Origin of the sequence: Marinomonas sp. FW-1 (assembly GCF_005222245.1) — a bacterium.
Lineage (GTDB): Bacteria > Pseudomonadota > Gammaproteobacteria > Pseudomonadales > Marinomonadaceae > Marinomonas > Marinomonas alcarazii.
In genome coordinates this window covers 3,849,185-3,873,996 of the sequence record NZ_CP025987.1, presented here as the reverse complement: position 1 = coordinate 3,873,996, position 24,812 = coordinate 3,849,185, and the positions used below count along the sequence as shown (strand labels likewise).

The window sequence follows — 24,812 nt, the reverse complement described above, 5'->3', positions numbered from 1 at the left end:
ATCTTCCGGGGAATTTAATGGTTAGGCTTAGGGCTTGCCATCCAGCCTAATGCCATCCAAATGACGCCAATGCTCAGCATGACATAAAGTGGCGCAGTCCAGGATTGGTGCCAATCGTAAAGCGCACCAATCAACACCGGACCAATGGCCGCAAGTGTATAACCAATTAATTGTGCCATACCAGACAGGGCCGCTGCTTGCTTTGGACTATTCGTTCGTAAACTGACGAATGACAAACCTAAAATAAAGCCCATACTAACGCCGAAACCAAAAGATACGGACCAAACACCAGACCAACTAGGAATGAACAAAAAGCCAGCTAAGCTTAACGTTGTTAATCCAGTGGCAAACAAACATAAGCGCCTATGGCTGCCTAAACGATGAATGAAGGGGGCCAAAATAAGCGATGGAATCGCGCCTGCTAATTGCAAGTAACCTTGGTATAAACCTGCGGTTGAATCGGTATAGCCATTATTCATTAGAATTGCAGGAACCCAAGCCACAACCACATAATTGACCAAGGAGTTGACCGCCAAAAAACTTGCTACTTGCCATGCAGTGACAGAGCGCCAAACGGACGTTGATATTTCAACGTTACCGGTTTGTGGTGGTTGATGCTGGGTTATTTTGCAGCTAAACCAGACTGCCAGAGGCAACAGAATCAACAAACTCTGACAGGCCAGAGCAAACGACCAACCACTCATTGGCAGATCAAAGCTGGGCTGTTCGGCATATAAACTCAACGGCACCGCAAGGCTCGACATCAAAAAGCCGCCGATACTCATCATCAGCACATAAATGGCCGTGAGCTGAACCACATAATTTGGGAACTCACGTTTTAGCAAACTTGGTAGCAAAACATTACCAATGGCAATCCCAGCGCCAATAAATATCGCGCCCACATACAAACTACCGATTGAACCAAAAGCGCGAATGATCATGCCAATGGCGATCAACCCAACGCCTGATGCCAAGATCCGCTCAATGCGAAAGTGGCGAGTTAGCCAAGACGCCACCGGTGCAAAAAAACCAAAGGCCAACAATGGCAAGCTAGTGAGCAAGCCAGATTGGGAGCTGCTTAAATGGAGATCTGCACTGATTCTATCTAATAATGGCGGCAAGCCTGTCACTGGCCCGCGCAAACTCAGCGCCACCAAGAAAATGAACAAGAGTAAAAAGGCTGCGTCGTGTTGCGCTAATTTTTGTAATCGTTTCATGGTGTCCGTTTCGAAAAAGAGGTTTTCTGGAAATATTGTCGATTCGCTATTATATGGGTTACTCTGCTTGCTGAATTAAGCGACTTGGACAATAAATTGCGAAATACAGACAAAAGCATTTTTGAGACACTGACCGACCTTTGTTTTGCGGATCATTATCCGCATCGCGTTCTTGTCTTGCGCTCGCAATCCGTTCCACATAGCGAGGAAACACCTTGGCATAAACATCAAAAAGGCCAACTTGTGTTACCGCTCACGGGCGTTGTCACTAGCTTTATCGATGACAAAATGTGGCTTGTGCCGCCTCGTTGCGCCGTTTGGATTCCCAGTAATGAAATGCATCGTAACCAGATCTCGCCTAATGCCGATGTCTGCATGCTGTTTGTCGATGGTCGTGATTTACCTTTGCCAGAGACGGCTTGTACCTTGACGGTTACGCCCTTTGTGCGGGAGCTAATATTACATCTGCATTCGCAACAGCGTTATGAAGAAACCGACCCAGCGACAGATCGACTTGTTGATGTCTTGATTGATCAGCTCATTCAGTTGGAACGGGAAGAGTTTGATTTTCCCATACCTGACGAGCCAACATTGAATCGTCTCGCACTTGAGCTGATTGCCAGACCGAATGAAAAGCGCACATTAGGTGAATGGGCAAGCGATTTTGCCATGAGCGAACGTACGTTGGCGCGAATGATTAAGCGCCATGTACAACTGACTTTTGGTCAATGGCGGAGTCAGTTGCACATTGTCCTTGCCCTGCAAAAATTGGCGATCAACTTGCCTATCCAAACCATCTCTGAAGAGCTGGGCTACGATTCCGTCAGCGCTTTTATCACCTTCTTTAAAAAAGCACTGGGCAAATCCCCAAGGCAATATCGAATTGAACGTTGGGGCAAGGAATGACACAGCGCCTCATCGTGGTGGGCTTAGACCGTCTTCAGAATATACAGCGCCAAGAAAATTAATGACAAGCCAGATAGACGATCAATCCACATGGCTTTGCTGCGCAATTTTTCCAAGAAATGCACATTCGATAACAGGCACGCTATCAAGGTGTACCAAAGACCATCCACCAGCCAAGGTGTTGCTACCATAAGCATTTTTCCACTGACCTGATGGACTTCGGCAACAAAAGGGCTGAATAGCGCGGCAAAAAACAAGGCTATTTTAGGGCTTAAAATCGAGACCAGAAAACCTTCTTTGGCTGACTGAAACACACTAACGCGAGTGCCGGATTCCAGTTTGGCCGCAATGCCACCTTTGGAACGCAGAGCATTCACACCAAGGTAAGCCAAATACGCCGCCCCCGCGTAACTGATGATATTAAATAGCAAAGGCAACTGATGGAAAATCACCGCCAAGCCAAGCATAGACAGCAATGCGTACAAGCCAATGCCCGTTGCGTGCGCCCAAGACGTAGCCAAACCGTTTGCTCGACCACCCGCTAAACTGTGTTTAATGACCATCGCGAGACTTGGCCCTGGTGAGATGGCGCCAAGTAAACAAATGGTGAATAGGGAAAACCAAATAGACAGTGACATACGCTTGCTCCTTAATGATGGAAGCAGATTAGCAAGCCCTTAGTATTATATGAAATCATATTTTCTCATGATGGCTATGATTTTGCGTCATAACCAATGGAGTAAGTGGCTTCTGACATTACCTGCAAAACAAGGCTTCTGATCCATAGGTGAGAAGGGTCGTTGTCGTATTTAGCATGCCATAAGAGCCAGTACTTATGACGTGGTGTTGTGATGGGAAGGGGTTTATAGGTAAGCGAGAAGTGCTTTTTTAAGTTTCGGGCAATGTGCTCTGGAATCACCATGAGGTGCTGACTTTGACACAGCGATTGCGCCGCCGCATAGAAAAATGGCACTTTTAGCGCAAAACGGCGCTGCTTTTGTAGATTGGCCAATGCTTCATCCACGTAACTGTCTTTGTCGCCACCACCGATCACTTTAATATGCGCGTAAGCGAGTAGATCGGTCACACTTAAAGAGTCTTGCTTAGCCAAAGGGTGGGCACGGCTCATTACGCAAACTGGGACGTCTTCACCTATTTGAATAGAAGACACACCTTCTGGTTGTGTCGGAGACATGCTTGATGCCAATTGAATATCCGAGGTAGCAAGTTGAGGCAATAAATCCGGCTGCCACAAACGATACTGTATGGATACATTGGGTGCTTGTACCGCCAAGGCTTCGACAATATTGGGCAAAATATACTGCGCCACATAATCGCTGGAAGAGAGCACAAATTCCCCATGCCACTTTTCCGGATCGAATGCTTCTTCCACCAGTAAATCATCCAACTCCAGAAACCAATGCGCTAACTTTGCTTGCAGCTGCAATGCTTTGGGTGTGGGAATCAAGGTATTGCCTTCGCGAATGAGCAATGGATCGGCAAATAAGCTTCGTAGTTGACTGAGTTGGCGGCTCACCGCCGATTGCGTCAGATTCAATTTATCGGCCGCGTGGCTAACATGACGCTCCTCTAGCAACACCTTTAAGGAACGCAACAAATTTAGGTTAACACGGTGGATCATCTCGATATGCTCACAGGCTGACAGAGTGTTTGGTTTATTTTTCGACTTTACTCACCATAACGCAAGGTGAATTGCCCAACTTAATGGGCAAACTTTAACACCACCACACCAAGGATAATCAGCAGCACGCCCATGTAGCGAAGCAAGGATGTCGGATCGCCATAAAACCAAATGCCTAGCAAAAACGTACCAGATGCACCGATTCCTGTCCAAACCGCATATGCGGTTCCCATCGGAATTTCTTTCTGTGCCAACCAAAGCAAGGTACCACTGACGGCCATAAAACCCACCGCAATGGCAATGCCCAATACTTTTGAGCCACCAGATTGCGCCATCTTTAGCCCAACAGGCCAGCCGATTTCTGTTAATCCTGCCAGTAGCAAATACAACCAACTCATTTCCATTACTCCATACTAAAAATATTCGCACTCATGTGGGCGAAGTTGCTTTTTATAGTATCGATATTTATGATGATAAAAAGTTATTAACTATCGATATTTTTCATATGTTAAGTCTTGAACAAATTAATATGCTGGTGTTGTCCGCTGAACTGGGATCCTTTTCAGCGTGCGCGAGAAAACTAGGCAAGGTGCAGTCAGCCGTGAGCCACGGCATCAGCAGCTTAGAAATAGACTTGGGGGTTGAACTGTTTGATCGCACCTCTCGCAGTCCAAAGCTAACATCAGAAGGGGAGCGCTTAATTCGCAGTGCGAAAGCGCTTTTAGCCCAGTCCCATGAATTTGAAAAAATTGCCGAATCCATTCATCGACGCGAAGAAAGTGCGCTCACCATTGCCATTGATGATGCGTTAATCGCCCCTCATGTGTCGTCGATATTTGCGCTATTTGCTCAGCAATTTCCTTATGTCCAGCTAGACATCGTATCCCTTGCTTCTCCCGATATTACCGAAGCCGTGGCGAATGGAAATATTGATATGGGGATTATGTTTTCAGAGGTAGAAGCGAACAAGCAAGTTGATTTCTGCTACGTGGGCGGTGTGGACTTTATTGCTGTTTGCCACTGTGACTTTCCTTTGGCAGAGCTGAGCTTATTGTCGGAATCTGACCTTGCACCCTATCGGCAAATAGCCGTTCGTGGTTTTTTTAAAAAAGAGTCGCAAGCCTTAATCAGCATGACGCCAAACGCATGGTGGTGTACAAGTAACTACGCGGTTTTAGAGTTGATACAACAAAAAATAGGTTGGGCGTATTTGCCCTTATCCTTGGTTCAACCATTCATCGAAACCGGTGATATTCATAAAATCGACGTGACTTTTGACCACAAGCCTTGGTCTGTTCCTGTGGATTTGGTCTCCAAAAAAGGCGCGAACCGCGGCCCCGCTTACCAATGGTTATTTGATGCTTGTAAAAATGCGTTTTCTGCGGACTTTTATATGTGAAAAAGCCCGCTTTTACATAGCGTAAAAGCGGGCTTTAAAATACGGTCATGACTTATAAAAGTGACTTATTCAGTCGCTTCATGAATCGTTTCTTTCGTGCTGTTGTACGCTTTTGAGGAGTCTTCTTTCACGCCTTCCCAAGTATTTGCGCAGCCAGCTAATGCAAGTGTTACCGCAATGACTAATAATGGAAACTTCATGTTCAAACCTCTTTTTGTTTGGAGTTTTTACAGAGTAACAAAAAGCTTTGTAAAGGGTAATCCACTATTTTGATTTAACTTAGGATAAGGCGTTTTAACGTTCTACTGACCAGTTTGACTGAATATCACGAGGATATTTCTTTGATCCGTAGACTGTTTTTTGCGTGTGCTTGGTATCAAAAGATTAAGTAAAAGCGGGCTGTCATAATCCTCTAATTGCCTAATTTGTTTACATCAAAATAGATTGATCTTCTTTGGCCTTGCCATAGAATGGCATCCATTTACTCCCTGTTTAGAATGTTTAAATTGAGGTGATCATGTCCAGTACACTGTTTGTGCCTGCGAATTCAATTCGTCAGCGTTTAAAGGTGTTTATTGAAAACATCACGGTACAGCGTATTTTGCTGGCATTTATTTTAGTTAATGCGGTGATTCTAGGGTTAGAAACCTCGTCAGATATCATGGCTGCCGTTGGTCCGTTTTTAATCGCCTTGGACAAAGTCATATTGGCGGTGTTTGTGGTGGAGTTAGCCATCCGTTTATTTGTGCATCGCTTGGCCTTTTTTAAAGACGGCTGGAATGTGTTCGACTTCATTGTGGTGGGCATCGCGCTGGTTCCGGCGAGTGGGCCTTTTGCTGTATTGCGTTCACTCAGAGTATTGCGAGTGTTGCGTGTTCTGACTTTTGTCCCATCGATGAAGAAAATAGTCGGTGCCTTGATCAAATCCCTGAACGGTATGTTGTCTATCGCCATGGTGTTGGGGCTTGTGTATTACGTGGCTGCGGTCATGGTGACTAAGCTGTTTGGTGAGGCTTTCCCTGAATGGTTTGGTAGCCTAGGTGCTTCGCTGTATACCTTGTTCCAAGTGATGACCCTAGAAAGCTGGTCAATGGGGATTGCGCGGCCTGTCATGGAAGCTTTCCCTTATGCTTGGGCGTTTTTTATTCCATTCATTCTGATCGCCACTTTTACCATGCTTAACCTCTTCATTGCCGTTATCGTCAATGCTGTACAGACCATGCATGATGATGAACACAAAGACGAGATGGATGAAGAAAAAGCGACTCAAAAACAGCTAATGGAGCAAATGCAGCAGCTCCAGCAAGAATTACAGGCATTGCGTCGTGATATGAATCAGCCGCGTGAATAAGTAGCCTGTTCACAGCCTATATTTTATATACTTGCGACTGATTGCGGCCATTTTCTTTGGCTCGGTAAAGGGCTTTGTCAGCTTGGTTTAAGCTGTTCTTTAAATTGGGCTTGTCTATATCTGTGGCCGCAATGCCAGCGCTTATAGTGATGTGTACGGTTTTCTCACTGCTCATTTCTATGGCTTTCTTTTCTAGTATTTCTCGCATCCGTTCAATCAATATAAACGCGTCATTCACTTGCGTATTAGGCATAAAAATAATGAATTCTTCGCCACCGTAACGTGCTAATAAATCTTGCTCTCGGCATTGCGCTTTTAAGGTGTTGGCAACTTGAACGATGACTTTGTCGCCAAAGCTGTGACCATTGGTGTCATTGATCTTTTTAAAGTGATCAATATCAAACATGGCAATGGCGGCAGGCTGTTGGCGTTGCTTAGCCTGGTGTAGTAGGTACTCCGCTTCGGCATTGAAGTGACGGCGGTTGAATAGTTGTGTTAGCGAGTCTGTTGACGCTAACAATTTCAGCTCATCTTGCGCAGCCTTCATTGTTTCCAGTGAACGAATGCGATACGCAATGATGAGAGATAAAACCAGCGCTTCAAGCATGATACCAATACCAACGCCGTGGCTATTGATATAGGTAAACTCGGCTTTGCCTTTGTAAAATAACACGGCCATGGTGCTAAATATGGCGAACAGCCCGTGACCCAGTAAGAAGAAAGGGGCGATTGGGTGCTTTCGGATCACCATAGAAATAGTCACAGAAACACTGACGATCATCATGATGGCGGCCAAACTGCTGGAATAATTAAGGGCCGTGATCATATCAAACAAGCCGTAAACAAAATCAACGATTAGCAAGGTTAGAATGGAAAGCAGCGCCCAATGTTCTATGGGGTATTTCTTTTTGGTTTCAAAAATATTGATCATGAAAAGCAGCAAAAAGATCGGCATAGCGACGAGCGATAAATGCCACTTTAGGGTGATCGACCCGTAGACATCAAAAAGATCTGCGAGTAATCCATAAGAGAGCGCAACCCAAAAACCGCCAGCAACGAGATAACAAGCGTAAAAGAAGTGCTCTCTTAAACGAGACGAAAAGAAGAGTAAGAAGTTGTAGATTATCAGCGCTAATAACATGCCAACCATCAAGGCGATGTCTGTGTATAACCCCAACAAGGCTCTTTTTGACTGGTCTTCACTGTATAGGTTAAGAGTGAACCATTGGTGCGAAAAAGACTGACTTTTGACGAACAATGTTTTGTGTTGGTTGGGCTCTAATGAAATATCAAACACAGCGCTACCACGATACATCCACTGCTGTGTTTCTTTTCTGTCCATATCGAGCACGCGTTCGCGAGTTAACGCGCCATTCACTACTTCATAAAGTTCTACTTTGTGATTGTGATACGCATAAGGGTGGTGAAGATATACTTTAGTTGGCGTCGTATTGGTGTTTTCAATTTCGATTTTTGCCCAGGTTACCTTGGATGTTGTGCCTAATGACACACCATTTGCAGATAACTGGAACGCTTGATTTTGAACCTCAGAGAAAGGCATTTCTTCCGTTTTATCAACAAAATATCCCATCTGAAATTGCTCTAGTTTTACCGATGATCCTTGAATAACTTGTGTAGGAATATCAGCCAGAGCGGCAGCTGAGACAAATACGCACCAGAGCATTATAAATACACGAGTCAAAAATATTGGGTGATTAAACGTCATGAATCATGTTCCGTAATGAGAGCGTTTTTTCCGTATTGTTTGTTGAGGTGAGTATTTTAACCGATTGTTCAAAAAAACATCGAAATTGAATTGTTTGAATTTGTAGCTGCGATATTAGGTAGGAGTGTTCTAGGTATTTGTCGTAACGAGAGGGAATGAAGCACACCATTCGCCGCTAAGACGAATGGTGTGCTTGGTTTAGATAAGTAAGCTGCGTACTTTTGCCGAGAAGTATTCCGATACGACCACGGTGGCAAGGATAACAAGGATGATCAGCGTCACTTGAGGCCACGCCAAAGTATTCAGTGACGAAGACAAGAACAGGCCGATGCCGCCCGCGCCAACAAGCCCTAAAATCGTCGATTCACGAATATTAATATCCCAACGGAAAATCGCGATGCTCAAAAAGGCTGGCAATATCTGCGGGATGATCGCGTAATTGATCACCTGAAAGCGTGATGCGCCCGTGGATTCGATGGCTTCCACGCTGGTGCCATTGGTTTCTTCAATGCTTTCATAAAGCAACTTGGCAACAAAGCCAATAGAACGTAAACCGATGGCAATGATGCCCGCCAAAATCCCAGGCCCTAAGATAGACACCAGCAGCAATGCCCAAATCAAGGAATTGATAGAGCGCGATGCCGCGATGATAAACAGCGCCACAGGGCGAACAAACCTAGTGGATGGTGTGGTGTTTCTGGCGGCCAAAAAAGCAACGGGAAACGCCAGTATCACACCAAGCAATGTCCCCAACGTGGCGATATTGAGCGTGTCCCACAAGGCTTCATACAGCTGATTGATATAAAGCCAGTTTGGCGGAAACATGCGGCTAAGAAGATCTGCGCCTTGCTCGGGAGCATCGTAGACAAATATCCACATGGTTTCTTCGTTCATCACCTGCCAGCAGTAAACGGTTAGCAACACAGTGATAAACCAGAACCCCCAGACGATCCGAGCGTGGCGACGGTTATTGCTATGCCAAAGCGTCGATTGATCTAACTGACCCATTTTCTAATCCATCCTGATAAATATTCGCACGCCATAACAATGACAATAATGATAAGAAGAATGGCGCCTGCGGAATCGTATTCGTAGCGATCGATAGCGGTGTTCAAAGTCGCGCCTATGCCACCCGCACCGACGATGCCGATAACCGCCGATTCACGAAAGTTGATATCAAAACGATAGAAAGACAGACCAATCATACGCGGCATAACTTGCGGCCAAATTGCCATGTGAACGCGCTGCAACCAAGAGGCGCCAGTGGCACTGATGGCTTCTAACTGCTTGCGGTCAATGCCTTCGATTTCTTCGGCCAGCAACTTACCAAGAAAGCCGATGGTGGCATAAGTCAGCGTTAGGAAGCCGGCAAACGCACCAAAGCCAAACAAGGCAACAAGGAATATCGCCACAATGATTTCTTGCATAGAGCGCGATAAAGCAATGAAAGCGCGGCAAAACAAATAAATCGGCTTAGGCGAAATATTACGAGCGGCACCAACGCCAAAGGGCAGCGAGAGCAAAACACCCACCACGGTGGATGTTACCGTCATCGTCAGGCTTTCTAAAATGCCTGCGTAGATGTCTTTTGCTCGGCTGGTAAAGTCGGGCTGTAAAAAGCCAGAAAGAAATTTAGCGCCACGATCTAACCCTTCGTAAGCGCGCATCCAGTTTACCTCGACACTGCCAATACCAACGACTAAATAGGCGATAAATATTGCCCAAAGCGCTAAGCGCCAGCGCTTATTTGGGACGAGGTAATGCGGCCTTTGCCAAGTGCGCATTAAGCCACCTCCGCCTGTTCAAGCTCTTCCACATCATCCTGAGGCGTAGGGTGCCAGTCTTCGTCACCATAAATACGTGTCAGCACTTCTTCGGTCAGCTCGTCTGGTTTGCCATCAAAGACGACCTCGCCCCCTTGAAGACCGATAATACGATCCACAAATTGCTGAGCTAACGGCACGTCATGAATGTTGATGATCGCCGGTAAACCGTTTTCACGGCAGATGGACTGGATTAGTCGCATGATTTGACGTGAGGTTTTCGGGTCTAAACTGGCCGTTGGTTCATCGACCAGAAGAAGGCGTGGATCCTGCGCGAGGGCACGAGCAATACCAACACGTTGGCGCTGCCCACCGGACAGTTCATCCGCACGTTTGTTGGCGTGATCGATTAAGCCAACACGGTCTAAATATTCAAAGGCATTGTCTATGTCGTTGCACGGGAACTTACGCAAGAAGCTGCGCCAAAACGGCAAGTAACCCAAGCGACCAGATAACACGTTTTCCATCACGCTTAATCGTTCGACCAGTGCATATTCTTGGAAGATCATGCCGATTTTGCGACGTTGGGTACGCATTTGGCTGGTGGATAGCTTGCTAAGACAAGCGTCTGCCAAGTAAATGTTGCCTTCGGAAGGTTCGATCAAACGGTTTATGCAGCGGATTAAAGTAGATTTACCGGCCCCACTGGGGCCGATTAATCCAACAATTTCTCCTTCAGGTACTTCAAAACTAATGTCTTTCAGTACCCAAGGACCAGTTTTGTAGCGTTTCTTTAAATGTTCAAGTTTTAACACGTTATCGCCTATTTGCAGCTGTAAGAAACGCCATTGGCAGTATCAATTTTACGAATGACATTCCAATGTTCTTTGAAGGTGATAGGCAAGAATTGATCTTCGTTTTTGAATTCTTGCTTCAGCTTGCTGCCTTCCCAGTTAAACGTGAAAAACGCTTCTTTGATCTTATCTTGCAGCTCTGGTTTTAGGTTGTATGCCACGCCATAGCCTGTAGTCGGGAAGGTTTGTGATTTGTAGATGGATTTAATTTGTTCAGATTGCACTACATCACGAGAGATCATGCGTTTTAACACAGAGTTGGCGACGGCCGCAGCAGGGTAGTCTTTGTTGGCAACACCCAAAATAGAGTTATCGTGTTTGCCAGAGAAAACGGGCTCAAAGTCACGTTCTGGCAGCATGTCAAAATCGGCTTTCAAGATGGCAGAGGGTGCTTTAAAGCCGGAATTGGATGTTTGAGACGTGAATGCCAGCTTCTTACCCTTTATGTCTTCAGGTGAATTGATACCTGAGCTAGGGTAAGTGATGATTTCCATCTCATAACCAAATGAACCGTCGGCTGCTGCCATCATAGCGAAGGGACGAAAGCCTGCACACGCCACCGCAAGAGGGTTTGAACCTGTGTTGAAACCCGCAACATGAAGACGACCTGCACGCATTGCTTCAATTTGCGCCGCGTTGGACTGTACTGGGTAGAATTTTACCTTCTTGCCCGTTACGTCTTCCATGTGCTCAAGAAAGTCGGACCAAACATCTTCGTATACCGCTGGATCTTCTACTGGCGTGTAGGCAAAAATTAGCGTGCTAGGGTCAGTTAGCTGCGATTTGTCCGTTGGGATATCCGCCACGAGATCGTTATCGTTATCAACGTAGCGGCTATCTAAAGAAAAATCCGCATACGCAGCGTTAGCCGCGATAACAGAGGAAAAAGCGAGAGTGCAAAGGCGTTTCATAAAGTCTTCCTTACCCATGAGAGTGTGTTGAATTCGATTTAGTAGATCGGGAGCATGACAGCCACTCTAGCGTGAAAATATGACACTTTGGTGACGATATGCTGACAGGGGAAAAGCCTAGATTGTTTGCAATATTAATTAGATAGGGCGAGGTGTAAAAATATTATCCCTATATATCAACTGTCTATATTATAAATAGTTATATAGGTATTATTAAAATACCGAGCACCTAAAGATTAAAAAACAGTAAGGTTTAGCAATGAAGTTTCAATATTTGGTTGGGATCGCCAGTGTGTTTTTTCTCGCTGGTTGTACAACAATGCCTCGCGGCGACAACGCCGATCTTATTATTCACAATGGTCAAGTTTTAACCATTAACACCGAGATGGACGTGATTGATGATGGGGTTGTGGTGGTGAAAGATGACACCATTATCGCCGTCGGTGGTCATGAACTAATGCAACAATACCAAGCGAAAAAGGTGATTGATGCCCATGACGGGATCATTATGCCGGGAATGGTGAATGCTCATAACCATCTTCCTATGATTGCCTTCCGAGGACTGGGGGAAGAGGGGATCTCGAATCGTCTATTTGCCTACTTCTTTCCGCTTGAAGCACAAAAACTCAGCCGTGATTTAATTTACAACGCCACCAAGCTTGGAGCGATTGAACTGGCTCAAAGTGGTGTGACGACTTACGCCGACATGTATTACCACATGGATGAAATGGCTAAGGCCACCAAAGAAGTGGGCTTGCGTGCTGTACTGGGCGAAACCGTGATTAAATTCCCTGTGGTCGACGCCAAAACACCCTACGGCGGCGTGGAGTATGGCAAGAAGTTTGTCGAAGAATACAAGGGTGACGCTTTGATCACACCGGCTTATGCGCCGCATGCGATTTACACCGTCAGTAAGGAAAAACTACAAGAGATTCATGCACTTTCAGAGCAGCAAGATGTTCCTGTATTAATACATGTGGGTGAATTTCCTAACGAAGAAAAACGCCTAGAAGGCGAAACTCAAGCAAAAACGCCCATTGAGTATCTATCTGAAATAGGCGTACTTGATCAACGTCTTGTGATTGCTCATGGTATTCATTTAACGCCAAACGATCAGAAACTCTTAAAAGCGGCTGACGTTGGGATTGCATATAACCCAATGGCGAATGCCAAAGGCGCTACAGGGATTGCACCCGCTTGGGAAATGTATCGCGCAGACATGAGAATAGGTTTGGGAACCGATGGCCCTATGAGCTCTAACCAAGTGGATTTGGTCAAAACCCTAAGCTACGCCGCCAATATGCAGCGCTTAAAGTATTCTGATCGTACTATTATGATCCCTGAGCAAGTGATAGAAATGGCCACATTAGGTGGCGCCAAAGCGCTTCATATGGAAGACCAAATTGGTTCTTTGGAAGTCGGTAAAAAAGCCGACATTGCCATTTTTGAAACCCAGTCTGCCAACATGATGCCCAACTACAACCCATACGCGACCTTGGTGTATCAAGCTAACCCAAGCAACATAGATACCACGATCGTGAATGGAAAAGTGATCATGGAAAACCGAGTTATGCAGACAGTTAAACTGGACGATATTCGTGATAACGTCGATGCCTTTGAAGCAGACATCGCAGAATTCGCCAAAGAACTCGCCAAAAAAGCCATTAAATCAAAAAGTTTAATGGACTGATTTTCCTTTCAGAAAACATCAATAAAAAAGTGACAGATTCCGTGCCTAATAAAACTAAGGTGCTGGATCTGTTGCCTTTTATAGACCTAGTTATTTCTTCAAGTGCCTGACTTTATAGGGATTTATATGGCGTTTATTTGCTATCCGCCCTATGAGAAAACCTCTATCAAATTGCGTGGCTGTATTTAGATTTGCACGCGATATCTGCGAGTGTCAGCAAACCAATCCCCTAAAATGCGACTGGGGGATAAAGGTATGGATTACCCTAGCTGAAGCGGCTAAATCTCTATGTTCACAGATATTGCCATAGCTTAATAACTTACCGTTCTATCCAATAGCTTGCTTATCCAAAAAAAAACCAATAATATTTTTTGACATATTGTATGACAATATGTCATTTTAAAGGAAAAGAGGTGCAAAATGAGTAGAATAAAAACAGTATCTTTTATCGGACTTGGGCAAATGGGCCGTCCGATGGCTAAAAACTTGCAGGCAGCTGGCTTCAAGGTAGTTGGATACGATGCTTCAGAAGGAGCACGTTTAGAGGCTAGTAAATCAGGTCTGACCGTTTCTGAGTCTTTAGAAGACGCTATTCGCGATTCCGATTGCATTGTAACTATGTTGCCTAACGGCAGTATCGTACAAGACGTATTGGTTACGAATGATCGCTTTTTATCCGCAAACAAAGGCGCCTTACTTCTAGAAATGAGTTCTTCTGCACCACTGCAGACCCGCGAGCTATCAGAGATCGTTGGAGCTCATTTACGCGTCGTAGATGCCCCTGTATCAGGTGGCGTAAAACGAGCAGTCGAAGGTACTCTCACTGTAATGGCTGGCGGGAGTGACGAGGACATAGAATTCTCGAAGTCTGTCCTTGGAGCCATTTCATCAAAAGTCTTTTCCTGTGGCGCCGTAGGTGCCGGTCACGCAATGAAATCAATCAACAATTATGTGTCTGGTGCTGGTGTTGTAGCGGCCAGCGAAGCGGTTCGATTAGGAACAGGCTTTGGTCTGGAAGCTGAGACAATCGTTGATGTGCTTAATGCATCATCCGGAAAAAACAATGCCACTGAAGTCAAAATGAAGCAATTCATTCTTAACGAAACGTTTGCGTCGGGATTTGCTTTAGGTTTGATGTCAAAAGATATTGGCATTGCAGCAGATCTAGCGAAAAGTCTGAACTTGAATCTAAAAAATCTGGAAGAAACAGATTTAATGTGGAAGCAAGCGTCCAAAGAAGTAGGCGGTGCTGCTGACCACACACGTATGTTCGAATTTGTAACCACAAGTTCAGATTCGAAAAACTAAAAACAAGAGGAGCATACCGATGAGTACTAAAAAAGAACTGTTAGAAGACAATATCAGTGAATCATTCGCTCGAGGACTGAAAACTCGAAAAGAAGTTCTAGGTGATCAATATGTAGATGCATCACTGGGCAACGCCACTGACTTTAGTGCGCCGATGCAAAAGCTTGTAACCGAATATTGCTGGGATTCCATTTGGAACCGTCCGGGTTTAAGCCGTCGTGAAAGATCTATTCTGAATCTAGGTATGATCGCTGCGCTAAACCGCCAGCATGAATTAAAAACCCATGTTAGAGGTGCATTAAACAATGGTTTGACTCAAGACGAAATAACAGAAGTATTTTTGCAGGTCGCGATTTACTGTGGCGTGCCAGCTGCGATAGATAGCTTCCGCACGGCACAACCTGTTATCGACGAACTTGCAGAGTAAAAAAATCCCTGATTAACAGGAAAATAAAAATAAAAGAGGTTGTTATGAAAGTAAGTAAAGAAACTTTTTTCGATCTGGCAAAAAATGATTTTGAGTTCAAGAGAGAAACTCGATATCTGACAGGAATGATCAAGATCGATTTTGATTCACATGCATGGGCATTGATCTTCCAAGATGGGGAGCTCGTTGAAGTCGTAGACGGTGGAACTGTTTCTGATGAGGATGCAAAAGTTATCGTTGGTGGCACTAAAGAGCAATGGTTAGCACTTTTGGAAGTTAAGCCAAAGCCGTTTTACCAGTGCATTCAGTCAGCAGCGGTTAAACATGGTATGCGTATCAACGTAGCCCACGAAACATTTGCATATTTACCCGCCCTAAACCGTATGACATCACTACTTCGTCATCTTAACAGTCAGGAGGCCTAAGTCATGGCTAAGCATGATCCAATTACAGGACGTTACGTTTACTTAACCGTGGAAGGTATTGAGTACCGAGTCTACTACGAAGAAGCAGGACAAGGTATCCCTCTGATTGTTGGTCATACAGCTGGCTCTGATGGTCGGCAGTATCGCCACATGCTGTGTGACGAAGAAGTCACCAAGCACTTTCGTGTTATTGCTTTTGATCTACCTTACCATGGTAAATCTCTCCCTCCATACGGCGTTCGCTGGTGGGAGCAAGAGTACAACATGACCAAAGATCGCATGATGGCTTACCCTAACGCCTTGTCTGAAGCCCTAGGGCTAGAAAGACCAGTGTACATGGGCTGTTCTATGGGTGGACATCTTGCATGTGATTTGGCTTCGAACTTCCCAGATGCTTACAGAGCAACCATTGCGGTGGAAGGCGCTCTTAGATCGGCAGAAGAATACGTCAATGTAGGTATGGAAGGTATTCGAAAAGAGTTCGATAACCCGAACGTAAACCGCACATCTGTGGGTGCTGCGATGATGTTGAATATCTCTCCATATTCTCCCGAAGAAAATGTTCGTGAAATCCAGTGGGAGTACAGCTGTGGAGGACCAGGCGTCTTCGCAGGTGATCTTTACTACTACTATTACGATCACAACATGTCAGAGGAAGAAGCGCGAGCAATTGATACTGATAAATGTATGCTCTATATGCTTACAGGTGAGTATGATCCTAATACATCACCTCAGGATACTCAGGAGCTTGCAGACCAAGTTCCGGGTGCTAAATATTGGGCTATGGAAAAGCTAGGCCACTTCCCAGTGACCGAAGACTACTCTAAGTTCAGAGAATACCTACTCCCAATACTTACTGAAATCAAAGAAAAGTCATAAGCGCCTAAATACTAAAAATAAAAGAGGGAAATATGATGAAACACTCTAAATTAAGTCTAGTTGCTGCTGCAATTAGCGCTACATATCTAAGCCTAACTGCAGGGACTGCTTTAGCAAACGGGGTAGACTTGTTACCAGATAGCGAAAAAGCTATTTACGAACTGGTCGATTCACAAACCCCGCTTGAAGAATCGGTTCTGGCCGATTTTAAAGCTAAGAATCCGCCACCTTGGAAAATTGGCTACGCTTCTTCTTATGCTGGTAATACTTGGAGAGCGTCTATTATGGATGAATTAATGGACGATCTTTATCCAAAGGCAAAAGAAGCTGGTCTGGTTTCTGAAGTGGTTGTAACTCAATCTGACCTACGTGACTCTGTACAAATTCAACAGATGCGCCAAATGGTTGATGATGGAGTGGATGCGATAATTATTTGTTGCTCCAACGTAACAGCTTTAAATTCGACTATCAAATATGCTTATTCGAAGGGTGTTCCAGTATTTTCCTTTTCTGGATACGTAACGTCTCCTTACGCAGTAAATGTTGCAGCGAATCACATGCTCGGTGGCTACGAAATGGGCAAGTGGTTAGCTGAAGAAATTGGCGGTAAGGGGAATGTTGTTATGGTATCCGGTATTCCAGGTGCTGCCTCTTCTGATAGTTTTGATCTTGGTGCGAAAAAAGCACTTAAAGAGTATTCTGATATAAACATTATCGGGGAACTAGCTGGCGGATGGACGGATCAAGTTGCTCAAACTGAAGTCCAGAAGTTCCTAGCGACGAACCCTCGAAAAGTAGATGGAATTCTTACTCAATCTGCTCAAGAAAATGGCGTCTTGAATGCAATGCTGCAGTCTGGACGTCCTATGGTTCCTATTACCTTAGGTGGACAGGCATCAGCAGCTTGCTATTGGCGTAAGCACCCAGATTGGATCTCTTCTTCGTTCCATATTTGGCCACCAGCTCGCGAAATGTCGCAAGCTTGGGATGTGATGTTACGCACAATGCAAGGTCAAGGGCCGAAAATTCAGTCCATGTTGAGACCTGTTCTTCCTTACTCTATAGCAGATGTTAAGGAAGCACTTCCAGAGAATTGCGATCTAAATTCTACTGACTGGATACAACCTACTCACTCTGAGTGGTGGCCTGACGATATTGCGAAGCAATATTTTCATAATCCAAGTTAAGTAAAGCTAGGTGCTGGCCGGTATCCGGCCCAGCACCTCACCTACTTATCTCTCTGGCCACAGGACCAATGTTTATGTCAAAAATAAGAACAATTAATGTAAATAGTATTTCGAAAAACTTCGGGGAAACGCGGGCTTTATCGAATTGCAGTTTTGAGGCTTACGCTGGTGAAGTTCACGCCATAGTTGGTGAGAACGGCTGCGGCAAAAGCACACTCGCGAAAATCATATCAGGTGTACTTCTCCCAGATAGTGGAGATGTAAAAATCTTAGATAACACCATCACAACACCAATAGAAGCGCGTAACTTAGGCGTTGCTACAATATTTCAAGAAGTATTAGTAGCGGATCAGGCGACAGTGCTTGATAACTTGTTTGTTGGATCGGAAGGCTTTTTGTCTGTGGGCAAAGACGAGTCCGAGAAGGTTCGAGAAGCAAGTGAACTTCTAACTCGCTGTATTGGGCAAGAAATAGATTTGTTCGCCGATGTTGGTAGCTACCCACTTAATATAAAGCAGTGGATAGTAATCGCACGCGCAATTCTAAGAAAACCAAAGGTAGTCATTCTAGACGAGTCATCTGCAGCCTTAGATCTTGATGCCACAAATCGTCTTCATGCTGAAATCAATCGACTTCGCGATGAAGGTTGTACCGTTTTAATTGTTACACACCGTATTGCTGAACTTGTAAAGATCGCAGACCGCGCAACAATTCTTAGAGACGGTGGACCAGTTGGTGTATTAGAAAAGTCTGACATTACTGAAACCAAATTATTAGAATTGATGACGCCTACAGAACGTACTGTAATGGCTCAGCCAAATTCAAACATCAAGGCAGATACAAGTAAGGACATCGATTCTATTCTAGAAGGTAAGTCGCTCCAGTTGACTGAAGGAGCCAACCTTTTTGACTTTGAATTAAAGCCTGGAACCATCGTTGGACTGGCTGGATTAGATGGTCATGGGCAAGATCTGTTCGCTCGTTCACTTGCAGGGCTTTACCAACAAAATAGTGGAACCATAAGTTTTCGGAAAGAAAATGGAGAGTTAATAGAAGTTAATGGATTGGAAATTGCGTCTGATCTACATATTTCTTGGGTTTCCGGAGATAGAAAAAAAGAGGGGATTTTCCCAGAACGTAGCATATTCGATAATTTTGCATTTGGAATTTACCGACGAAACTTAGGTTGGTTTGGCAAAGTAAATAAGCAATACGCAAAAAATGCTTTCAACCATGAAGTGCAAAGACTGAAAATCAAAACTGGCAATACATCGAACAAAATCACATCGCTTTCTGGCGGAAATCAGCAAAAGGTTCTGATCTCTAGAGCTTTTGCCGATCAACCGAAAGTCATTGTTCTCAATGATCCGGCTAGGGGCGTTGATCTGAATACAAAAAGGGATCTTTATCAAGAACTTAGGAACTTTACAGATGCTGGAGGCGCAGTGGTTTACTTGTCTTCAGAAATCGAGGAATTCTTAGGCTTTGCAGATAGAGTAGATGTTTTCTATCAGAATGCCATTTTCCGCTCACTCGATTATCAGTCTGTAAGTGAAGAATCCATGTTGGCCGCTATGTTTGGGCAGCCACTAGGACAACATATTAAAATCGAATAGGTATTAAACCCATGTTAATCACGAAAACTTTTCGATCTCTAGGTTCTATAAAAATACCACTTGTATTGTTCAGTATTTTACTTTTAGCCATTGCGTTTCAGGCTCCAAGACTATTTTCTGTTTCGGGCTTCTCAAATGCAATATTAGTATCTGCGCCTCTTATTTTGGCGACATTAAGCTTGACCCCCATCGTTTTGGCGGGGCGTGGTGCCGTTGATTTATCTGTTGGCCCATTAATCAGTTTTCTGAATGTCACCCTTATTGCGTGGCTATCAGGAAACAATATAACAAACCCAATTGTATTTTGCCTTTGGGCTGTTATTGCGGGTGCTGGCTACCAAATCATTCAGGCTTTAATCGTTACATACGTTCGTATCGCGCCAATCATTGTAGCCCTTTCTGGCTTTTTGATATTGACCGGGGTCAATTTAATGGTAATGAAAAGACCTGGTGGACTTGCGCCTGAATGGATGTCTAGTTGGTCAGGTGGAGGAGAGCCACAGATATTGTCTCCTATTCTAGTGCTAGTGGTATTGGCATTTTGTATTTGGGGTTTAGTGACACGCACTGGATTCTATAAACAATTAATGCTTGTTGGCTCTGATGAGCGAATGGCTTATACATCTGGCGTAAGAGTCGATTTGGTGCGCATCTTAGCTTATGCCCTAGGGGGTGTTTTTGCGGGCTTTGCTGCGCTTAGCTACACGGCGCTTATTTCCTCAGGTGATCCAACGCAAGGATCAACCTACACATTGCAGGCTGTTACGGCTCTTGTATTGGGGGGCGCGAGTTTGTCTGGAGGTAAAGGTACCGCGACGGGTGCTCTTCTAGGCGCTTTGAACATGTTCCTAATCACTTACTTACTGGGTGCATTCAACTTTGGGTCTTTGTCTGGTTACATTACTTCGCTGGCATATGGCGGCATTTTAGCTGCGTCGTTGCTTGTAAACGTAGTATCGAATAAGTCCAATGTTGGGAGAGGATAATAATAATGTCTACAAGTAACTTTAATGATCGATACTTAGCAAAAGTATCTATGGACAAATCCATAGCGCTAGGAGCCGCACTATTAATACTCCTTACGCTAATGGGAGGATTTTTGTTGGAAGGATTTTTTTCCTTTCAGAACTTGAAATCAATACTCCTACTTGCAGCATTTTTGGGCATTGCATCGTTGGGGCAAACGCTTTGTGCGCTAATTGGTGGACTAGATTTATCCATTCCATTTGTGATTGGCTCCGCAAACATTCTGTTTCCTAGTTTGCTGTCATCTGGGGTTCCACCCATTGTGGCGATAGCGATTGTGTTAGTGCTCGGTGGATTAGTGGGTCTAGCAAACGGCGCCTTAAGTTTCCGTCTACAGGGGCAGGCGTTGATCATGTCATTGGCGGTCGGTTTTATGGTCGTCGGAGCAACACAGATCTACACATCAATTGGATCTGAGTTTGGAAGTAATGTTTTTACTCCTATACCTGAGTGGCTTAGAAATTTGGCTGCTTTTAATGGCGTCACGTTTGGGATCCAGATTCCACCAGTAGTATTTATCTGGGCTGCAATCTCTATCCTGCTCATTTGGGTGATGCGAAGCACTTGGTTCGGTATTGGGATCTACGCAGTAGGTGGAAGCCGAGTTGCTGCACATAGATTAAGAATCTCAGAATCTCGTACCTGGATTCAGGTACATGGTATTTCTGGTCTTATGTCTGCTACGGCTGGCGTATTACTACTAGGATTCTCTGGCGGCGGTTTTGTCGGCGTCGGTGATCCATACCTCTTTACAACTGTTGCGGCAGTCGTCATTGGGGGAACATCTTTGTTAGGTGGTTCGGGGGGATACGGTGCAACGATTCTAGGTGTCTTGGTTCTTACTGTTTTAACCTCGTTGCTGGTCGGGCTGGGTTTAAGCTTTGCTGCACAACAGGCGGTCATAGGTTCCTTTATTATTCCTATGGTTGCCATTTACGCCCGCTCTAAACATATTCGTAATCAAATATAAGGGTTTTTATATGATCGCAAAATCTCTATCAAGTAAGTTGTCAGATCCTACGCTTGTAATAGAGCAAGCTCTTCTTGCCGGTGAATGGGTGAATTCTAGCGAAGGAAAAACCATCGAAGTGACGAATCCGTCTACAGGTGAAGTCATTGCTAACGTCGCTGACATGTCGCTAACGGAAATGAAAATAGCGATAGATAAAGCCGCAGAAGCGCAAAAACAATGGGCTCGTACAACTGGGAAAGAGAAAGCCGTTATTCTTCGTCGATGGTACGATCTTGTTATCGCTAACCAAGAAGATCTCGCTATCATTCTTACCTCTGAAATGGGTAAGCCACTTGCTGAAGCACGAGGCGAAGTCTCTTACGGTGCTGGTTATATTGAGTGGTTTGGCGAAGAAGCTAAGCGTGTTTATGGCGATACCATTCCAGGACATGACAACGATAAACGGATCATGGTTATTAAGCAGCCAATTGGTGTTACCGCGGCGATAACGCCTTGGAACTTCCCATCGGCGATGGTGGCTCGTAAATTCGCGCCTGCTCTTGCCGCTGGGTGTTCAATGGTATTTAAACCTGCCGAGGAAACACCATTGTCTGCCCTTGCATTAGCTGCATTGGCGGAGCGTGCTGGCTTGCCAAAAGGTCTTCTTAGCGTTTTGCCGACATCCGAGGCAAAAAGCTTTGGTGACGAAGTGTGCAGTAACCCGATTGTCAAAAAACTTACCTTTACCGGTTCGACAGAGGTTGGTCGAATTCTAATGGCTCAAGGCGCCAAGAAAATTCTAAAACTCAGTCTGGAGCTTGGTGGTAACGCCCCATTTATCGTCTTCAATGACGCAAACATAGATGAGGCCGTTCAAGGGGCTATTATTTCTAAATTTAGAAACAATGGTCAGACGTGTGTCTGCGCTAACCGAATCTATGTGCAGTCCGGAGTTTATGATCAATTCGTTGAAAAGCTTACAGCCGCTGTTAAAGCCCTGAAAGTTGGAGACGGTTTTGATGAAGGAACGTCTCTTGGGCCTCTGATCAATGCGGCTGCGCAAGAAAAGCTATCCGATCACATATCGGATGCCGTTTCTAAGGGCGCTGAAGTTCTGACTGGAAATGAGCCACATCCTCTTGGTCGCACATTCGCTTATCCAACTGTCCTGAAAAATGTGACAACGGATATGAAAGTTGCGAGAGAAGAAACATTTGCACCTCTCGCTCCAGTCTTCAAATTCGAAACGGTTGACGAAGTGATTGAGCTCGCCAACAACACCGAGTTTGGTTTAGCGTCATACTTCTATGCTAATGATCTTACTCAGGTATGGAAGGTTGCTGAAGCACTAGAGTATGGCATGGTTGGTGTAAATACAGGCCTAATCTCAACGGAAGTGGCGCCTTTTGGTGGCGTTAAACAATCCGGTTTTGGTAGAGAAGGTTCCAAGTACGGACTAGACGACTTCTTGTCGCTTAAATACGTTTGCCTTGGCAGCATGGAATAAATACCAATGCCTGGCCTAGATATAAACTTTTACTTATATCTAGGCCAAAATGCTCGGTGCCATGCACTGAGCATTTCCCTATAAATCTTGTAGTGACGTAAGAAATTGAGTTATCTGGTTAGGTGCTTTATTGCATCAATAAGCCATAAGACGACAATTATAAATAATAAAAACAACAACAGGTAATGTTAGCCCTAAATTTCGACTTAAAACCGTAGCAGTAACGGATGTTGGTCGATAAATGGGTGAAACGGATACCAAAACCTTACGGAGACAGTCCAAAAGCCCCCCAATGACACCTAATAGTTAACTATACTAGAATTCGAATAGCGTATTCGAGACATCGAGATGGAAAAGTACATCTTTAAAGGCTGCCATTCTCTTGATGCCCGATGCCCTGAACGGTTTTCGATAACTCAAAAAACTCAAGACGGGTTGCCCACCGAAAAACTGTGTTATGTATTTAGAAGCTGCTTTGGTAAAAGAGTTTTTTGAACAAGTGAGGGCGCAGCTGGCGAAGTAAGCTCCTATAACAGCGGGACGAGGAAAAGCATTTAAAGTTACGCTGATAGCGTCCGCTGTGTTGATGTAACTTATATTTGGGTAATACCAATGACTCAAAGTTTAAGTTGATGAGGAATATTGCTGTATAATGCGCGCCAAAAGGAACGACTCTAGAGAAGCTTTAAAAACAGAATGGGGGTAACTATGTGGTTATCACTTATTCAAATAAGCCAAACATCATTTAAGAAATACATCATCAGGTATTACAGTCAGCTAAGACTCCAACGGCACCACGCATGTATGAGCCTGAATAAAACAGAATAGCTGTACTGGATTAACTATAAAGCGGTGGTCAGCTTCATTTGACCACTTACAGAAAGGTAAGTTTACATGCGAGTTTTAAAGCAAAAAGCATCATTGCGGTATCAAATACAGGAGGTATTAAAAGAAGAGATATTTTCCGGTAGATTTAAGCCAGGACAACGTCTGATAGAACAAGATTTATGTGCAGAGCTGGATATTAGTAGAACATCACTGAGGGAGGCCTTGAGGTGTTTAGAAGCAGAAGGCCTAGTCACCATCGTGCCGCATAAAGGCGCAGTTGTCACCAGTTTAGATATTGCAGATGTTAAACAAATATACCAAGTACGAGGCGCTCTAGAGGCTCTGGCTGTACAAAACTTTGTCTTACATGGCACAGATAAGGATTTGGCGAAGTTAAACTCATCAGTCGAAGACTTTTGTGAATTTGTGGATGACAAGCTAGATGGTGAGAACAGTAGAGATCTAAAAAATCGATTTTACGACTGCCTGCTTTCGATAAATGAAAATAGAATTATTCAAGATCAACTGAGCAAGCTAAATAATCGAGTGAGTCTATTTCGTACTCTCTCAATGGGGCGTCCAGGAAGGCTAAAATATACCGCAGAAGAGCTTAAAAGTATCATTCAGGCGATTTCTAGTAGAGACGAGTTTCTAGCAGGTGAGGCCGCTAAACGTCATATCGAGATGTCGGAGAAAAATATCATTGAACTGCTATCAGAATCGAAGCCAAAAGGTATTGAGAGCTCTGATGATTAAACCAACCTATGGTGCGAGAATGCAAGAAAATTTGTCTAAGTTACCGCCTTTCGCTGAAGAATTAGGTGTCGAAATCGTTGACGTGACTGCGGACAAAGTTGTTGGGCAGCTTGTCGTCACCCCTAAGCACGCGAACAGAAACGGAGTGATGCATGGTGGAGCGATAATGGGCTTCGCCGATGTACTGGGCGGACTAGCTGCCGCTGCTAACCTAGATTCAGGTTACTCCACTGTTACCGTCGAAAGTAAGACCAACTTCATTCGAGCCGTTCAAATTGGTAGTGTCGTCAAAGGCGTATGCGAACCGATTAATATCGGTAAGAAAATAATGATATGGCAGACTAAAATTTTTAGGGAAGATAACGCTTTAGCAGCAGTTATCACACAAACACAAATGACAATTAGCTGGAATTAGTTAGACACAATGCTATGACCTTTGCTG

The 24,812-nt window shown here is 44.6% G+C and carries 25 protein-coding genes; 15 read left to right on the top strand and 10 right to left on the bottom strand.

Translation table 11 applies throughout. From position 1 onward, the window contains the following. Positions 1-14 precede the first annotated feature (14 nt). The gene (locus C1X04_RS17970; RefSeq protein ID WP_110577093.1) at positions 15-1,217 is read right to left on the bottom strand and encodes an MFS transporter; all 1,203 of its coding nucleotides are present in this window, start codon (positions 1,215-1,217) and stop codon (positions 15-17) included. A 96-nt stretch (positions 1,218-1,313) separates the two neighbouring features. Between C1X04_RS17970 and C1X04_RS17965 the strand changes: the two genes are divergently transcribed. After that, positions 1,314-2,123: a helix-turn-helix domain-containing protein gene (locus C1X04_RS17965; protein WP_245927077.1), complete on the top strand. Its 810-nt coding sequence runs from the start codon at positions 1,314-1,316 to the stop codon at positions 2,121-2,123. 23 nt (positions 2,124-2,146) lie between these two features. On the opposite strand, the gene C1X04_RS17960 is transcribed toward C1X04_RS17965, so the two are convergent. The 3 genes from C1X04_RS17960 to C1X04_RS17950 form a co-directional block, all read right to left on the bottom strand. Beyond that, the gene (locus tag C1X04_RS17960) at positions 2,147-2,761 is read right to left on the bottom strand and encodes a LysE family translocator (protein ID WP_110577091.1); all 615 of its coding nucleotides are present in this window, start codon (positions 2,759-2,761) and stop codon (positions 2,147-2,149) included. A gap of 74 nt (positions 2,762-2,835) precedes the next feature. Beyond that, positions 2,836-3,765 carry a LysR family transcriptional regulator gene (locus C1X04_RS17955; protein WP_137170627.1) on the bottom strand — a complete coding sequence of 310 codons (930 nt, stop codon included), beginning with the start codon at positions 3,763-3,765 and terminating at the stop codon, positions 2,836-2,838. Between the two features lie 80 nt (positions 3,766-3,845). Beyond that, positions 3,846-4,163, bottom strand: a complete 318-nt coding sequence (locus C1X04_RS17950; protein WP_137170626.1) for a multidrug efflux SMR transporter — start codon at positions 4,161-4,163, stop codon at positions 3,846-3,848. Between the two features lie 107 nt (positions 4,164-4,270). Between C1X04_RS17950 and C1X04_RS17945 the strand changes: the two genes are divergently transcribed. Continuing rightward, positions 4,271-5,164: a LysR family transcriptional regulator gene (locus tag C1X04_RS17945; protein ID WP_137170625.1), complete on the top strand. Its 894-nt coding sequence runs from the start codon at positions 4,271-4,273 to the stop codon at positions 5,162-5,164. Positions 5,165-5,229: 65 nt separating this feature from the next. Here C1X04_RS17945 and C1X04_RS18825 read toward each other — a convergent pair whose 3' ends face one another. Continuing rightward, the gene (locus tag C1X04_RS18825; protein ID WP_110577088.1) at positions 5,230-5,364 is read right to left on the bottom strand and encodes an entericidin EcnAB; all 135 of its coding nucleotides are present in this window, start codon (positions 5,362-5,364) and stop codon (positions 5,230-5,232) included. A 317-nt stretch (positions 5,365-5,681) separates the two neighbouring features. Between C1X04_RS18825 and C1X04_RS17935 the strand changes: the two genes are divergently transcribed. Continuing rightward, positions 5,682-6,515, top strand: a complete 834-nt coding sequence (locus C1X04_RS17935; RefSeq protein ID WP_137170624.1) for an ion transporter — start codon at positions 5,682-5,684, stop codon at positions 6,513-6,515. A 16-nt stretch (positions 6,516-6,531) separates the two neighbouring features. On the opposite strand, the gene C1X04_RS17930 is transcribed toward C1X04_RS17935, so the two are convergent. The 5 genes from C1X04_RS17930 to phnD form a co-directional block, all read right to left on the bottom strand. After that, positions 6,532-8,241, bottom strand: coding sequence for a diguanylate cyclase (locus tag C1X04_RS17930; protein ID WP_137170623.1), 1,710 nt, complete (start codon positions 8,239-8,241; stop codon positions 6,532-6,534). Between the two features lie 198 nt (positions 8,242-8,439). Then, complete coding sequence (gene phnE / locus C1X04_RS17925) at positions 8,440-9,249, bottom strand: phosphonate ABC transporter, permease protein PhnE (RefSeq protein WP_110577086.1); 810 nt, start codon at positions 9,247-9,249, stop codon at positions 8,440-8,442. After that, positions 9,237-10,025, bottom strand: a complete 789-nt coding sequence (gene phnE, locus C1X04_RS17920; protein WP_110577085.1) for a phosphonate ABC transporter, permease protein PhnE — start codon at positions 10,023-10,025, stop codon at positions 9,237-9,239. Before phnE (C1X04_RS17920) ends, phnE (C1X04_RS17925) begins: the two co-directional genes overlap by 13 nt. Further along, positions 10,025-10,819 carry a phosphonate ABC transporter ATP-binding protein gene (phnC, locus tag C1X04_RS17915; RefSeq protein WP_137170622.1) on the bottom strand — a complete coding sequence of 265 codons (795 nt, stop codon included), beginning with the start codon at positions 10,817-10,819 and terminating at the stop codon, positions 10,025-10,027. The genes phnE (C1X04_RS17920) and phnC overlap by 1 nt, the downstream gene beginning before the upstream one ends. An 8-nt stretch (positions 10,820-10,827) precedes the next feature. Continuing rightward, a complete protein-coding gene (gene phnD, locus C1X04_RS17910; RefSeq protein WP_110577083.1) occupies positions 10,828-11,769 on the bottom strand; it encodes a phosphate/phosphite/phosphonate ABC transporter substrate-binding protein in 942 nt (313 codons plus the stop codon). A 259-nt stretch (positions 11,770-12,028) separates the two neighbouring features. Between phnD and C1X04_RS17905 the strand changes: the two genes are divergently transcribed. The 12 genes from C1X04_RS17905 to C1X04_RS17850 all read left to right on the top strand — a co-directional run bounded on the left by C1X04_RS17905 (position 12,029) and on the right by C1X04_RS17850 (position 24,785). Next, positions 12,029-13,459: an amidohydrolase gene (locus tag C1X04_RS17905; protein WP_137170621.1), complete on the top strand. Its 1,431-nt coding sequence runs from the start codon at positions 12,029-12,031 to the stop codon at positions 13,457-13,459. 420 nt (positions 13,460-13,879) lie between these two features. Next, positions 13,880-14,767 carry an NAD(P)-dependent oxidoreductase gene (locus tag C1X04_RS17900; protein WP_137170620.1) on the top strand — a complete coding sequence of 296 codons (888 nt, stop codon included), beginning with the start codon at positions 13,880-13,882 and terminating at the stop codon, positions 14,765-14,767. Between the two features lie 19 nt (positions 14,768-14,786). Further along, a complete protein-coding gene (locus C1X04_RS17895) occupies positions 14,787-15,194 on the top strand; it encodes a carboxymuconolactone decarboxylase family protein (protein WP_137170619.1) in 408 nt (135 codons plus the stop codon). Between the two features lie 44 nt (positions 15,195-15,238). Then, positions 15,239-15,619: a hypothetical protein gene (locus tag C1X04_RS17890; RefSeq protein WP_137170618.1), complete on the top strand. Its 381-nt coding sequence runs from the start codon at positions 15,239-15,241 to the stop codon at positions 15,617-15,619. A 3-nt stretch (positions 15,620-15,622) separates the two neighbouring features. Beyond that, positions 15,623-16,498 carry an alpha/beta fold hydrolase gene (locus C1X04_RS17885; protein ID WP_137170617.1) on the top strand — a complete coding sequence of 292 codons (876 nt, stop codon included), beginning with the start codon at positions 15,623-15,625 and terminating at the stop codon, positions 16,496-16,498. Between the two features lie 32 nt (positions 16,499-16,530). Next, positions 16,531-17,685 carry an ABC transporter substrate-binding protein gene (locus C1X04_RS17880; RefSeq protein ID WP_137170616.1) on the top strand — a complete coding sequence of 385 codons (1,155 nt, stop codon included), beginning with the start codon at positions 16,531-16,533 and terminating at the stop codon, positions 17,683-17,685. A gap of 74 nt (positions 17,686-17,759) precedes the next feature. Beyond that, positions 17,760-19,301, top strand: coding sequence for a sugar ABC transporter ATP-binding protein (locus C1X04_RS17875; protein WP_137170615.1), 1,542 nt, complete (start codon positions 17,760-17,762; stop codon positions 19,299-19,301). An 11-nt stretch (positions 19,302-19,312) separates the two neighbouring features. Then, positions 19,313-20,287, top strand: a complete 975-nt coding sequence (locus C1X04_RS17870) for an ABC transporter permease (protein ID WP_137170614.1) — start codon at positions 19,313-19,315, stop codon at positions 20,285-20,287. A 5-nt stretch (positions 20,288-20,292) separates the two neighbouring features. Next, complete coding sequence (locus tag C1X04_RS17865) at positions 20,293-21,297, top strand: ABC transporter permease (protein ID WP_137170613.1); 1,005 nt, start codon at positions 20,293-20,295, stop codon at positions 21,295-21,297. 10 nt (positions 21,298-21,307) lie between these two features. After that, positions 21,308-22,786 (top strand): NAD-dependent succinate-semialdehyde dehydrogenase, encoded by a 1,479-nt coding sequence (locus C1X04_RS17860; RefSeq protein ID WP_137170612.1) that lies wholly within the window; start codon positions 21,308-21,310, stop codon positions 22,784-22,786. Positions 22,787-23,680: 894 nt separating this feature from the next. Next, positions 23,681-24,370 carry a GntR family transcriptional regulator gene (locus C1X04_RS17855; RefSeq protein WP_137170611.1) on the top strand — a complete coding sequence of 230 codons (690 nt, stop codon included), beginning with the start codon at positions 23,681-23,683 and terminating at the stop codon, positions 24,368-24,370. Continuing rightward, positions 24,363-24,785: a PaaI family thioesterase gene (locus tag C1X04_RS17850; RefSeq protein WP_137170610.1), complete on the top strand. Its 423-nt coding sequence runs from the start codon at positions 24,363-24,365 to the stop codon at positions 24,783-24,785. Before C1X04_RS17855 ends, C1X04_RS17850 begins: the two co-directional genes overlap by 8 nt. The last annotated feature ends 27 nt before the right edge of the window (positions 24,786-24,812 follow it).